This window comes from Frankia torreyi, assembly GCF_000948395.1.
In the GTDB taxonomy this organism is placed as follows: Bacteria; Actinomycetota; Actinomycetes; order Frankiales; family Frankiaceae; genus Frankia; species Frankia torreyi.
Window position 1 is genome coordinate 15,224 of record NZ_JYFN01000033.1, and the last position, 13,520, is coordinate 28,743.

8 protein-coding genes, 1 pseudogene and 1 riboswitch are annotated in these 13,520 nt (G+C 73.5%); of the genes and pseudogenes, 3 read left to right on the forward strand and 6 right to left on the reverse strand.

Going from position 1 to position 13,520, the window contains the following annotated elements:
- Positions 1–181: 181 nt before the first annotated feature.
- Positions 182–1,672, forward strand: a complete 1,491-nt coding sequence (locus FF36_RS19490; protein ID WP_082122057.1) for a toll/interleukin-1 receptor domain-containing protein — start codon at positions 182–184, stop codon at positions 1,670–1,672.
- Positions 1,673–1,714: 42 nt separating this feature from the next.
- On the opposite strand, the gene thiC is transcribed toward FF36_RS19490, so the two are convergent.
- From thiC to FF36_RS19505, 3 genes are all read right to left on the reverse strand, one after another.
- Positions 1,715–3,628, reverse strand: coding sequence for a phosphomethylpyrimidine synthase ThiC (gene thiC / locus FF36_RS19495; RefSeq protein WP_044886591.1), 1,914 nt, complete (start codon positions 3,626–3,628; stop codon positions 1,715–1,717).
- Positions 3,621–3,727, reverse strand: a riboswitch (TPP riboswitch). It overlaps the preceding gene by 8 nt.
- 85 nt (positions 3,728–3,812) lie before the next feature.
- Positions 3,813–5,435 carry an ATP-binding cassette domain-containing protein gene (locus tag FF36_RS19500; RefSeq protein WP_063870463.1) on the reverse strand — a complete coding sequence of 541 codons (1,623 nt, stop codon included), beginning with the start codon at positions 5,433–5,435 and terminating at the stop codon, positions 3,813–3,815.
- Complete coding sequence (locus tag FF36_RS19505; RefSeq protein WP_044886560.1) at positions 5,432–7,639, reverse strand: branched-chain amino acid ABC transporter permease; 2,208 nt, start codon at positions 7,637–7,639, stop codon at positions 5,432–5,434. Before FF36_RS19505 ends, FF36_RS19500 begins: the two co-directional genes overlap by 4 nt.
- Positions 7,640–7,786: 147 nt before the next feature.
- Between FF36_RS19505 and FF36_RS19510 the strand changes: the two genes are divergently transcribed.
- A complete protein-coding gene (locus tag FF36_RS19510) occupies positions 7,787–9,022 on the forward strand; it encodes an ABC transporter substrate-binding protein (RefSeq protein ID WP_044886561.1) in 1,236 nt (411 codons plus the stop codon).
- Between the two features lie 161 nt (positions 9,023–9,183).
- On the opposite strand, the gene FF36_RS40960 is transcribed toward FF36_RS19510, so the two are convergent.
- Both FF36_RS40960 and FF36_RS40965 read right to left on the reverse strand, forming a co-directional pair.
- On the reverse strand, positions 9,184–10,138 hold a 955-nt coding region (locus tag FF36_RS40960), incomplete at its 5' end, for a S53 family peptidase (RefSeq protein WP_479686790.1).
- A gap of 1 nt (position 10,139) precedes the next feature.
- Positions 10,140–10,818 (reverse strand): annotated as a pseudogene (locus FF36_RS40965) (protease pro-enzyme activation domain-containing protein); the annotation flags it as partial.
- Between the two features lie 225 nt (positions 10,819–11,043).
- On the opposite strand from FF36_RS40965, the gene FF36_RS19520 reads away from it, so the two are divergent.
- The gene (locus tag FF36_RS19520; RefSeq protein WP_052681231.1) at positions 11,044–11,487 is read left to right on the forward strand and encodes an SRPBCC domain-containing protein; all 444 of its coding nucleotides are present in this window, start codon (positions 11,044–11,046) and stop codon (positions 11,485–11,487) included.
- A 77-nt stretch (positions 11,488–11,564) separates the two neighbouring features.
- Here FF36_RS19520 and FF36_RS19525 read toward each other — a convergent pair whose 3' ends face one another.
- A complete protein-coding gene (locus FF36_RS19525) occupies positions 11,565–13,484 on the reverse strand; it encodes an ABC transporter ATP-binding protein (RefSeq protein WP_044886595.1) in 1,920 nt (639 codons plus the stop codon).
- Between the last annotated feature and the right edge of the window lie 36 nt (positions 13,485–13,520).

Genomic DNA, 13,520 nt, shown 5'->3' on the forward strand with positions numbered 1-13,520 from the left:
GCCCGCCACCGGATGTCTGACCGATTGTGCCGGTGAATGCACGCTATGCGCGCCCGAGTCGGTCGCAACGTAAGATCGGCCAGCAGCATCCGGCGGGAGTCGCGGAACCCGGCGCGGACGGCGGCGGTGCGGCGCTCGCCAGGTCTGGCTGCCGGTGCGGCGGGACGGTTCGGGGGGAGCGGTGACGGAACGGCTGACCGACATCGAGGTGGAGACGCTCGCGAACGCCTTCCACCGCCCGTCCACCGCCATGGCGATGCTCGAACGGGCCGGTCTGGAACGGCGGCGGCAGCCGTCCTGGACGTCCCAGACCCCCCTGGAGTTCTGGGATGACGTCAATCACCAGCTTCGCCAGGGGGTGCTGGCGGACGGCCGGGCCAACATCCTGGCGGTGGCGGCGGCTCTCTACCCCGCCAACAAGGTCTTCGCCGCGGTCGTCGAGCCGGCCGGGTCGGCACCGGCCGCGGGTCCCCCGGCCGACGGTGCGGCACCGACGGCGGGCCCGCCCGGGACGGGCTCCGGGGAGGTGCACGCGCCGGCCGGCGGTGTCCTGTTCGCCATCGATCCGGTTCGATTCGGCCCGGCGGGGGTGCCGGTGGCCTGGCGGGACGGACTGTGCCAGCTCGTGGGCCTCGCCGCGCAGCACTGCGACCTGCCGGCCGACGCGGTGAGTGTCCAGGACCGGGGCGGCGGGCTGCTCGGCGCGGTCCGCGACGACGTGCCGGCGGAGCTCGTGGTCGCGGATCTCGTGCGGGAGCTGCGGGGAGTGCTGCACACCTACAACCGGCCGCGGGGCGAGAGCGGTCGGGTCCGGCTGCGGGTCGCGCTGCACCAGGGGCGGGCCGTCGCCGACGACAGCGCTGCCGCCCGAGGTGACGCCGCCCGAAGTGACGCCGCCCAGGCGGCCTCGCGCCTCGTCGACACGCCCGCCCTCAGCCGCCTGCTCGGGGAGTTCCCCACCACGGAGATGGCCGTCATCATCTCGGGCACGCTGTTCGCGGCCACCGTCGATCGACGGCGGCGCGATCTGGATCCCGGCTCGTTCCGGCGGGTCGAGACGGGCGTCCCCGGCCTCGCCGGCCCCGCCTGGGTCCAGGTGCCCGCGGGGGGCGAGGGGCCGGCCGACGGCCCGCGGGTGCCCGCGGCGGATCAGCGGTCGGTTCCGCCGCCGGTGGCGTCGATCGTCGCCGAGGAGCCGCGCACCGCGGCCGGGTGGGACTTTCTCGTCTCCGCCGCGGAGGAGGACAGCGATTGGGGTGAGTGGTGTGCCTGGCAGCTCGAGCAACAGGGCTTCCAGGTGCATCTCGACACCTGGGACGTCGTCGCCGGGGATCACCTGGTGGGGCGCCTCGACGAGGCGGTGTCCCGCTCGAAGCGGACCCTCGTGATCCTCTCCGAGCACTACCTGGCCTCGGAAAAGGTGCAGGCCGAGTGGCAGACGGCCTGGAGGTCGGACCCGACCGGGATGAAACGGCGCCTGATCCCGGTGCGGGTCGCCGCGAACCGCTCGAAGGCCGAGGGGCTGCTGCAGGGCATCAACTCCATCGACCTCGTCGACCTGGATGGCGACGAGGCGCGGCGCACCTTCGTCGACGGGATCCGCCGGGCGATCGAGGGCCGATACCGGCCGAGCGAGGCGCCGCCCTTCCCCGGCTCTCCCCCGCGGACCTGACCCGCGGCGACAGCCCGCGGGCCTGGCTCGCAGCCGCGATGCTCAGGGGCCGGCGATCGGGAGGTGGATCCGGTTGCCGGCGGCGGCGAACTCCGCGGCCTTGGCCCGCAGCCCCGCGGCGACCGCCTCGTCCCCCGCGCCCGGGGTTGAGGTCAGGGCCGGGGCGGCCGGGTCGGTCGCGGCGGTACCGTCTCCGGCGGCCCGCACCTGGTGGGAGATCTTCATCGAGCAGAAGTGCGGTCCGCACATCGAGCAGAAGTGGGCCGTCTTCGCGGCGGGGGCCGGCAGGGTCTCGTCGTGGTACGACCGGGCGGTGTCCGGGTCCATCGCCAGGTGGAACTGGTCGGCCCAGCGGAACTCGAACCTGGCGTCCGACAGCGCGTCGTCCCAGGCCCGGGCGCCGGGATGCCCCTTGGCGAGGTCCGCCGCATGGGCCGCGATCTTGTAGGCGATGACGCCGGCCTTGACGTCGTCTCGGTCGGGCAGACCGAGATGCTCCTTCGGGGTGACGTAGCAGAGCATCGCGGTGCCGTGCCAGCCGATCACCGCGGCGCCGATCGCCGAGGTGATGTGGTCGTAGCCGGGGGCGACGTCGGTGGTGAGCGGCCCGAGCGTGTAGAACGGCGCGTCGTGGCAGATCTCCCGCTGCAGCCGGACGTTCTCCTCGACCCGGTGCAGCGGGACGTGGCCGGGCCCCTCCACCATCACCTGCACGTCGTGCTCCCACGCGACGCGGGTCAGCTCGCCCAGGGTGGCGAGCTCGGCGAGCTGGGCGTCGTCGTTGGCGTCGGAGATCGAGCCGGGCCGCAGGCCGTCGCCGAGCGAGAACGTCACGTCGTAGGCGGCGAGGATCTCGCACAGCTCGGCGAAGTGGGTGTAGAGGAAGTTCTCCTCGTGGTGGGCGAGGCACCAGGAGGCCAGGATCGAACCGCCGCGCGAGACGATCCCGGTCCGGCGCCGCGCGGTCAGCGGCACGTAGCGCAGCAGCACCCCGGCGTGGACCGTCATGTAGTCCACCCCCTGCTCGCACTGGCGGATGACGGTGTCCCGGTAGGCCTCCCAGGTCAGCGCCTCGGGCCGGCCGCCGACCTGCTCCAACGCCTCGTAGATGGGCACCGTGCCGACCGGGACCGGGGAGTTGCGCAGGATCCACTCGCGGGTCCGGTGGATGTCCGCACCGGTGGACAGGTCCATGACGGTGTCGGCGCCCCACCGGGTCGCCCAGACCATCTTCTCGACCTCCTCCTCGATCGAGGAGGTCACGGCCGAGTTGCCGAGGTTCGCGTTGATCTTCACCAGGAAGGACCGGCCGATCACCATCGGCTCGGACTCGGGATGGTTCACGTTCGCCGGCAGGACGGCGCGCCCGGCGGCGATCTCGGCCCGCACGGTCTCGACGGGCAGCCCCTCGCGCAGGGCGGCGAACTCCATCTCCCGGGTGATCTCTCCCCGGCGCGCGTGGGCGAGCTGGGTGACGGCTCCCCCGCCGGGCCGGGCCCGTAGCGCGCCCCGCCCGCCGGCCGGAGCGGTGTTCCCGCGCTCGGCGATCCACCGTGCCCGCAGCGGCGGCAGGCCCCGGCGCACGTCGACGTCCGTCGCCGGATCCGTGTACGGGCCGGAGGTGTCGTAGAGCACGACGCTGTCCCCGGTGGTGAGGACGACCTCCCGCATCGGCACCCGCAGGTCGGGGTCCGCGCCGACGAGCCAGGTCTTGCGGCTGCCCGCCAGCGGCCCGGTCGAGACGGCCGTCGCCCGGGGCGCGGCCGGCGACTCCTGGGACGCGGCAGGTGACCCTTCGGACGCAGGCCGGGCCGGCGTCCGGCCCGGCGAGGCCGCCGGAAAACCGTTCGGAATGTCCCCCGGGATGGCCTCGGATTCCGGCCGGGAATCCGCCTCGCCGAGGCCGGGAAAATTCTCGGAAGAAGGAGACGAGAAAGAACGGTCGATTGGCGACATCATATGAACTCCCTACGCCGGCATTACCCGGACAGGTTCTGCGGTCGGCGGCCCTAGCCACCCTCTCAGCCCCTCGGTGGAGCTCCCGCGATCAATTCGCGCATGGTCACCATAAACCACTCGGCTAGCGGCCGTCAGTCGATCGCGTCCATCACGCCGGCCCAATCCGTCAGGGCGCGATCTGTCAGGAGGCTGCCGTCCCGAGGCAGGGCGGCGGGCCTGGGTGCGGCCCGGGGGGAACGGCCGGTGCCTCGCCGAGGTAGCTCGCCTCGATGAGGTCGGGGCGGGCAGCGAGCTGCGCGGCGGGCGCGGCGAGCGCGACCCGACCGCGGTCGAGCACGTAGCCGCGGTCGGCCACCCGCAGCGCGAGGGCAGCGAACTGCTCGACGAGCAGCACACCGGTCGACGTCTCGGCCGCGATTCCGCGCAGCAGCTCGAGCAGCCGCGGCGCGACGCCGGGCGCCAGGCCGAACGACAGCTCGTCCACCAGCAGCAACCGCGGCCGGCGCACGAGGGCGACGGCCAACGCGAGCCGCTGGCGCTCGCCGCCGGACAGCTCCCCGGCCGGCCGGTCGAGCAGGCCGCCCAGCGCCGGGAACCAGCCCAGGACCCGCTCGATCTCGCCGCGGTGGCTGCGGCCGGCTGCCAGGCGCAGGTTCTCCCGGACGGTCAGCCGGCCCAACGCCCCCCGCCCCTGCGGGACGACGGCCAGCCCTCGCCGGGCAAGCGTGCTCGGCGCCGGACGCCGGAACCACTCGCCGAACACCCCGACCCGGCCCGCACTCGCCGGCAACAGGCCGGCGGCCGTGCGGATCAGGGTCGTCTTGCCGGCCCCGTTCGCCCCCAACAGCGCCACGATCTCGCCGGCACGGACGACCAGCGACACCTCCCGCAGCACCGGTCCCTCGTGGTAGCCGCTGCTCACCCGCTCGAACTCGAGCAGCTCGGTGCCTGCCGTCGGCACCGTGGACGCGGTCGGCGGCCGCCGGGGCGATGGGGAGACGACCGGCGAGGTCGCAGCGGCCGGCACGGCCGGCACCGCCGTGGCGGTCGGCTCGGACGGCAAGGCGGGCTCGGACGGCAAGGCGGGCTCGGACGGCAAGGCGGGCTCGGGGCCGTCGGAGCCGCCCAGGTAGGCCGCGCGAACGGCCGGATCCGCCCGGACCTGCGCGGGGAGCCCGCGGGCGACGATCCGACCGCCGTCCAGGACGAGAACCCGGTCGCAGACGTCGAAGACGAGCTGGACATCGTGATCGACGAGCAGGACGGCGACGCCGCGGCCGGCGATGCGCCGGATGCGCGCGGCCAGCTCGCGCCGATCTCCGGGGTCGAGCCCCGCGGCCGGCTCGTCGAGCAGCAGGACCTTCGGCATGGCCGCGAGTGCGCGGCCGAGGGCGACCGCGGCTCGCTCGTCATGGCTGAGCGTCGCGGGCAGGCGGTCGGCAATCGCCGCGAGTCCCAGCCGACCGGCCTCCATCGACCCGGCCACCGGGCGCGCCACCACGGCGATGTTCTCCGCCACCGCCAGGCTGTCGAACAGCTCCAGGGCCTGGAAGGTGCGGGCGAGCCCGAGCCGCTGCCGCTCGTGCGCCGGCAGCTCGGTCAGCGCGGTGCCGTCCAGGGTCACGCTGCCGGCGAAGATCGTCGCGAAGCCGGTGAGCGCGTCGATCAGCGTCGTCTTGCCAGCCCCGTTCGGCCCGATGAGGCCGGTGACGCTGCCCGCCTCGAGGCCGAAGGAGACACCCTCGACGATGCGGGTACCGCCCTGCCCGGCCGCGAGCATGTCGACGGACAACAACGCCGTCACGACACACCGCCGGGGTTGAGCGGGAACGCGGTCAGGCCGGGCCGGTTGCCCTCCGCGAGACGCGGTGGCCCGCCGTCGACACCCTCGGGCACATCCGCACCGGGTCCCCCACCCCCACCGAGCCGCCCATCCCCGCCAGGCCGTTCATCCCCGCCGAGCCGCTCATCCCCGCCGAGCCGCTCATCCCCGCCGAGCCGCCCATCCCCGCCAGGCCGCTCGGTCCTGCCGGGCCGCAGTTTCCCGCCGGGCCAGCCGGTGCGCCGGGGCTGGCTCGGGCCGACCCGCCGGCCGGCGCGGCCGGGCCGGTAGACGAGCCCCGCCGGCCGCAGGACGGCCAGCACCACCACCGCGAGACCGCACAGCACCTGCTGGTATTCGCCGAGCCCGGCAACGCGGTCCAGCGCCGTGAAGGCCAGCCCGCCGGGGGCGAGCAGCCCGCCGGCCAACGCCCCGCCGACGCTGGTCACCCCGCCGACGGCCGCGATGGCAAGGAAGAACAGCGAGGCGGTGACCCCGAACGAGTCGAAGGACAGCCGGCCCTGGCCGTACCCGATGAGGCAGCCGCCGAGGCCGGCAAGCGCTGCGGACAGCGTGAATGCCAGCACCTTCGTCCGGCGTACATCGATCCCGGCCGCGGCCGCCGACCGCTCGTTGGCCCGCACCGCGAGCATCCGCCGCCCGAGGTCGGCGGTGCGCAGGCGGGCCACACCGTAGCCGCCGGCGGCGAGCACGGCCAGCGCCAGCAGTCCGTACTGGACCCGGGGAAAGCCGGCCCCGGACAGTCCGAGGTCCAGACCGAAGATCTTCGGATTGGGCACGGACGAGCCGGCGAGCCCGCCCGTGATCAGCGGGTTGCCGAACACCGCCTCCTGGATCGCGACCCCGGCGACCAGCGTGATCAGGGCCAGATCCACGCCGCGCAGCCGGCGCGACACCACCCCGAGGAACAGCCCCGCGACCGCGGCCGCGAACGTGGCGATCAGGGGGGCGATCGGGAAGGGCACGCCGAGCTCGCCCTCCAGCCGGGCCAGCAGGAAGCCGGCGACGCCGGCCAGCGACATCTGCGCCAACGAGAGCTGGCCGACGTAGCCGGTCAGCACTACGAAGGACAGGCACACCACGGCGCCGGCGAGGCTGCGTTCGAGCCCGAGCCGCCAGGAGCCGGTGAGCAGGAGCAGCGCGACCACTCCGACGGGCACGCCGAGCAGCAGCCCGCCGAGCGGGCGCCGAGCGGGCTCGACCACGGGCAGCGGCACCGACCCGACGGCCCCGGCCGCGCGCCCAGGGATCAGCGTCCCGCGCCGGCCCGCCACGGCGAGGACGAGGATCATCGGCAGCAGCGCCCGCAGCCCCGGCTGGTTGAGCCAGCCCACGTCCTGCTGCAGCGGGAGCAGGAACCCCTGTGCGACGCCGAGGCCGAGCGCACCGGCGACGGTCAGGCCGAACGAGGACAGCCCGCCGAGCAGGGCCGCGGCGAGCGCGGGCACGACGAACAGCGAGTAGCTCGTCGGGTTCAACGCGCTGATGGGGGCGACCAGGATGCCGGCCAGCGCGGCGAGCACCGCCGCCAGCATCCAGTTCGCCGCGGCGATCCAGCCCGGCCGGCGGCCGAGCAGCGCGGTGGTCTCCGCATCGTCGGCGACGGCCCGGGTCGCGAGGCCGAACATGGTCCAGCGCGACATCGCCCACAGGCCGGCGGCGGCCACGACGACGAGGCCCGCCAGCAGCAGCCGGTCACTCGGCACGGTGACGCCGAGCAGGTGCAGCGGCGACTGGGGCAGCACGGGGTCGAGGAAACGGTTGTCCGAGCCGAACTGAACGACGGCGACGGCCTGCAACGCGATGGTGAGGCCGACCGCGGCGACGACGGTCATCGTCGGCTGGGCCCGCCGCAACGGCCGGAAGACCAGCAGATAGGACGCCAATGCCAGCAGGGCAGCCATCGCAAGAGAAACCGACAATGCCAACCCGAACGTGGGGGTGTCGGTAAGATGAATTCGCGGCGGCAATCCGACGACAGGCAGGACGAGATCACCGACCTCGCGCAGCTCGGCATACTGATAAGTGGCGTACATGGCGAAGGCGCCGTGCGCGATGTTGATGACGCCGGAGGCTCGGTAGGTGAGCACGAGTCCGAGTCCGAGCGCCGCGTACACCGCACCCGGGCCGAGGCCCAGCAGCATTGCAGCTACATAGGTGGTCACGGGGCTCCCGAGCACATGTCCAACGTCGAAGCCGACGGACGGGCGGCAGGTCGGAAGTGTGGGCGAGCGGTCACCGAATCACTCCCGTCCCGCCGGCCGGCGGTCTCACCCAGGAACCGGGTGAGTTGGAGTGTAGCTTGAACGCCCGTGAGACAAGCTTCCCGCGTCCTGCTCGCGTTCTCCGTCGCCCTGTCCGTCGCCATCGCCGGCGCCGGCTGCACGAGCCAGCGCGGTGGCTCGTCGGGTGGCGCAGCAGCCGGCGCCTCGGCGACCCACCTGACCGGGCCACCGGTGACCCTGGGCTTCGTCACCATCGAGAACAGCACTCTTGGGTCATACCCGGAGCCACGGCGGGCGGCGCAGGCCGCCGTGAACTATGCGAATGCCGCGCTCGGCGGCGTCGGCGGGCGTCCGCTGCGGCTGGCGACCTGCGCCACCGATGGTTCCCCGGAATCCTCTCAGAACTGCGCCAACCGGCTGGTCGCGGAAAAGCCGATCGCGGTGGTCGGCGGCGTCGATTTCGGCACGCAGGCCGCGATGCCGATATACGAGGCGGCCCACATCCCCTATGTCACCGGTTCCCCGCAGCTCAGCGGGGAACTCGATTCCAAGAACGCGTTCGCGCTTTCCGGTGGCTCGGTCGCGGAACTGCTCGGCCTCACCGACTACCTCACCGCCACCCGGCACATCCGCAGCGCCCACGCGTTGTACGTGGACCTTCCCGGGCTGCTCACCGCCGCCATCAAGGGATCCCAGAACGTTCTGCGCAAGAAGGGTGTGACCGACGTCCGACTGATCACCGAGAAATCTGACGCGGCGGACTTCGCGCCGGCGCTCACCCAGGCCGCCGCCGGCAACCCGGACGCCATCATCGTCGTGTTCCAGGCGGCGGCGTGCGCCCGGATCGTCCAGGCCGCGGCGGCACTGAACATCCGCAGCGACATCTACTTCGTCGGCGCCTGCGCCACACCCGCGGTGCCGCGGGCCGCGGGTGGCCGCACCGACCACCTCTACTTCGCCTCCAGCTACCTCCCCGTCGGATCCAGCGGCGGGGACGCCGACACGGTGGCCTACCGCAAGGCCGTGCCGGAGGCGGACCGTACCTCGGCGTCACAGGGCGCCTTCTCGGCCGTGCTCGACCTGCGGGTACTGCTGGCGAAGACCCCGCAGCCGACCTCGGACGGCCTGCTCACCGCGCTGCGCGCCACCCACGACCAGCCCAACGTCATGGCCCACCCGTACACCTGCGACAACAAGCAGATCGACATTTTCCCGGCCATCTGCAACACGGGCATACGGCTGCTGCGTTGGAAGGACAACTCCTTCTCCGACGTGACCGGAACCTGGCAGGACGGCCGCCAGCTCATCACCCTGATCAACTGACCGCCCCGCCGCTCAGGGTCGGAGATGACCGAATTGCAGGAGGTTGTGGACGGATTCGGGCAGCCGAACGGCTGACAACCTCCATGCAATTACCCGCCAGGCTCGGCATCTCTGGGCAGTTCCCCTGATGCCGGGCCTGGCGACTCGCGGAAAGGGCGCGGTCAGGCGAGGCTCTTGGCCTGGGCCCAGGCCCGGACCGCCTTCGCGGCCCTGGCGTTCGCGCCCGTGTGGGTGCCGCCCGCCCAGGTGGCGACGGCGGACCACAGCGCCCTGTCCGCAGCGTCCACCGCCTGCGTCGGCGGGGTCGTCGGCGGCGGGGGCGGAGTCGTCGGGGGCGGGGGCGGAGTCGTCGGGGGCGGGGTCGTCGGCGGCGGGGGCGTCGGGCCGCCGACCGCGGTGAGCAGCTTCGTGCCGACCGGGCTGCCGAGGCCCGATGCCGGGTCCCACCCGGAGCGCGCCTGGTAGCCCTGGTTGTCGCCGGCGGTGACGTCGGTGAACGCGGCGGGATTGGCGTAGGCCACGGCGGCGAGGTCCGCGACGGGGGCGCCGGTAAGCTGCGCGAGCCGGGCGACGAGTCCGGCGAGCAGCGGCGCGACGGCGGAGGTGCCGCCGACGACCGCCGGCTGGCCGTCCACGACGATGCGGTAGCCCGTCTGCGGATCGGCGTTGCCGCTGATGTCGGGCAGGCCGCGGTAGCGGCCGACGGCGGCGGGCTGCCAGGCCGGCCGGGTGAACGTCGCCGAGTAGCCGCCGCCGGTCGCCGAGTCGGCGCCCTCGTTCCACACCACCTCGCTGGCCCGGGCGCCGGCGGCGTCGATGGTCAGCTTCGTGCCGCCGCAGGCGATCACGTTCGGCGAGCCGGCCGGAAAGTCGGCGACGAGCCGGTCGGTGGCGTCGTCGGCGCCGGCGTCCCCGGCGGCCGCGAGGACGGTGATGCCGGCGGCGCGGGCGGCGGCGAACGCCTGGTCGTAGGCGCGCATCGCCTGCGCGGTCCAGGACGACTCGGGGCCGCCCCAGCTAATGCTGATCGCCGCCGGGCGGGGGGTGGCGGCGGCGGCCGCGTTGATCGCCGCGAGGAAGCCGGCGTCGGTGTTCGGCGCGAAGTAGACCACCTGGNCGGCGCCGGGGGCGACGGCCCCGGCGACCTCGATGTCGAGCAGCACCTCGCCGTCGGCGCCGTCCGGATCGCCGCCGGGGACGTTGGCGGCGCCCTGCACGCCGACGGCGGACACCGTCGGGGTCCGCAGGCCCAGCCCGCCGAAGTAGGTGTCGAGGTCGGCCTGGCCGAACCCGCCGCCGAGCTCGATGACCGCGATGGTCTGGCCCTCGCCGGTCGCGGCGGGGAAGTCGTAGGCCCGCGCGACCTGCAGGGCGGTCAGGCCCTGCCGGGGGGAGGCCGCGGGCTGGAAGCGTGGCCGGGCGGCGGGACGCTCGTCCAGGCCGAGCACGGCCACGACCCGGTCGTCGAGCTCGTCGGGCAGGCCGAGGTCGCCCTCCCGGCCGCGGATGGTCCGACCGCCGGAGTCGTAGAGGGCCAACGGGGTGTCGAAGGCCGTGCGCGCGCGGGCGGCCGGGCCCCGCAGGCGGACGGTGCGTGCGGGCTCGTCGACCTCGGCGACGTCCAGCCCGGCCCGCCCGGCGAACGCGCGCACCGCGGCGACGTCGTCCGGGGCGGCGCGGAAGTCGTCCGCGGTGGCGGGGCGCAGCACGACCGTGACGTCGATCGGCTGATCGTCGGGAACCGGCCCGACGGGCGTCCCCAACGATGGTCGGTACGAACCCTGAAGGCGGCCCATGAATCCTCCTGACCTGCGGTAATCGACCGGAGACCGACATTCGGCGCGCAGGCGTCATTCCCCTGCTTCGGCCCGTACACCGTCGTGCCGCCGATCGGGCCCCGAATGGCCCGAAGGTGACCCCCGTCGGCCCCTTGCCGCCGCCCGGCCATCTCCGGAGGATGGGAGCGGACGCCGCTCCAGTCCGTTACGCACAGCGAGCGCGCACGCAGTCGGGAGAGACCGATGGAGAAGGTGTTCGAGATCTACATCCGCACCACGGCGTGCCGTCTCTGGGCCGCGATCACGGCGCCCGACACGAGCGTCACCCGTGACCTGGGCGCGCGGATGACCTCGGACTGGACCCCCGGTTCCGGCTTCGAGCTGCGCCACCCGGGAACCGGGGCGCGGCTCGGTTCCGGCGTCAACCTGGAGGTCGTACCGCCCCGGCGGCTGGTCCAGCGCACGGTCGCGCTGTGGAGTGACGACGTGCGCGACGCGGGCATCACCCGCGTGACCTGGGCCATCGAGACCGTGGGCGATGCCTGCCGGCTCACCGTCGTGCACGACCAGATCCGCGACGGCGCCGACCACGACCTCTACAGCGGGTGGCCCTCGACGCTGTCCAGCCTCAAGGCGCATCTGGAGACCTGCCGGTCGCGGGCCGGCCTGCCGGCGTCCGCGCGCTAGCTCTCCCGCGCGCTCGCTTCTCCCGCGCGCTAGTCCTCCCGCGCGCTGGATCTCCCGCGCTCTAGATCTCCCGCGCCCTAGATCTCCACGGCGGCCTCGGCGAACTGCGACTGGTAGAGCCGGGCGTACGCGCCGCCCGCGGCGAGCAGGCCGGTGTGATCGCCCTGTTCGACGATCGCCCCGTTCTCCATCACGAGGATCGTGTCGGCGTCGCGGATGGTCGACAGCCGGTGGGCGATGACGAAGGCGGTCCGGCCCGCCCGCAGCGTCGACATCGCCTGCTGGATGAGGACCTCCGTGCGGGTGTCCACCGAGCTCGTGGCCTCGTCGAGGACCAGGATCAGTGGTTCGACCAGGAACGCGCGGGCGATGGTGATGAGCTGCTTCTCGCCGCCGCTGACACCGGTCCCCTCGTCGTCGAGCACCGTGTCGTAACCGGCCGGCAGGGTGCGGACGAACCGGTCGACGTGGGCGGCCCGGGCCGCCGCCACGACCTGCTCACGGGTGACACCCTCGGCGCCGTAGGCGATGTTCTCGGCGATGGTGCCGCCGAACAGCCAGGTGTCCTGCAGCACCATGCCGATCTGGGCGCGCAGCTCGTCGCGGGTCATGGCCGCGATGTCGACGCCGTCGAGGGTGATCCGCCCCGCGGTCACGTCGTAGAAGCGCATCAGCAGGTTGATCAGCGTCGTCTTACCCGCTCCGGTGGGGCCCACGATCGCGATCGTGTGGCCCGGCTCGGCGATCAGGGACAGATCCTCGATCAGCGGCTTGTCCGGCTTGTAGCGGAACGCGACGTGCTCGAACGTGACCCGGCCGCGCAGCCGCTCGGGCCGTGCCGGCGCCTGCGGGTCGGGCTCCTGCTCGGCGGTGTCCAGCAGGTCGAACACCCGCTCGGCGGAGGCCACCCCGGACTGGACGAGATTCGCCATGCTGGCGGCCTGCGACAGCGGCTGGCTGAACTGGCGCGAGTACTGGATGAACGCCTGGACGCCGCCGATCGACAGCGCCCCCGAGGCCACCCGAAGCCCGCCGATCACGGCGACCAGGACATAGTTGAGGTTGCCGATGAACATCATGGCCGGCTGCATGAACCCGGAGATGGACTGGGCCCGCCAACTGGCGGTGTACAGCTGCTCGTTGTATTCCTGGAAGGTCCGCGCCGATTCCTCCTGACGGCCGAACGCGCGGACGAGGGTGTGCCCGGTGTACATCTCCTCGACGTGGGCGTTGAGCCGGCCGGTGATCTTCCACTGGGCGACGAACTGCGGCTGGGCGAGCTTGCCGACTCGCGTGGCCACCACGACCGACAGCGGCACCGTCACCAGCGCGATCAGGGCGAGCAGCCAGGAGATCCAGAACATCATCGCCAGCACGCCGAGGATGGTCAGCCCCGAGACGACGATCTGCGACACGCTCTGCTGGAGGCTCTGACCGAGGTTGTCGATGTCGTTGGTGACCCGGCTGAGCACCTCCCCGCGCGGCTGGCTGTCGAAGTAGCGGGTGGGCAGCCGCGAGATCTTCCGCTGCACGTCCTCGCGCAGCTCGCCGATCACCCGCTGGATCGCCAGGTTGGTCAGGCGGGCCTGCAGCACGCCGCAGATCCCGGCGAGGGCGTAGATGATGGCGACCCACAGCAGCACCGTGCCGATCGCGCCGAAGTCCATCCCGCGGCCGGGGGTGACGTCCAGCGAGGCGAGCAGGTCGGCCTGGGTGCCGTGCCCGGCGGCCCGCAGCGCGGCGACGTTCTGCTCCTTCGTCGTCCCGGCGGGCAGCCGCCGGCTGAAGATCCCCGCGAACACCAGGTCGGTGGCATGGCCGAGCAGCCGGGGTCCGGTCACGGTGAGCCCGACGCTCACCGTCGCCAACCCGACCGCGACCGTCAGCAGCAGCCGCTGCGGCCGCAGCAGGCGCAGCAGCCGCCGGCTCGAACCGGCGAAGTCCGCGGACTTCTCGGCGGCACCCTGACCGCCGAGGAAACGCGCCGGCCCGGCCATCGGGGCCGGGCCGCGGCGCGGTGCCGGGGTCGGAGC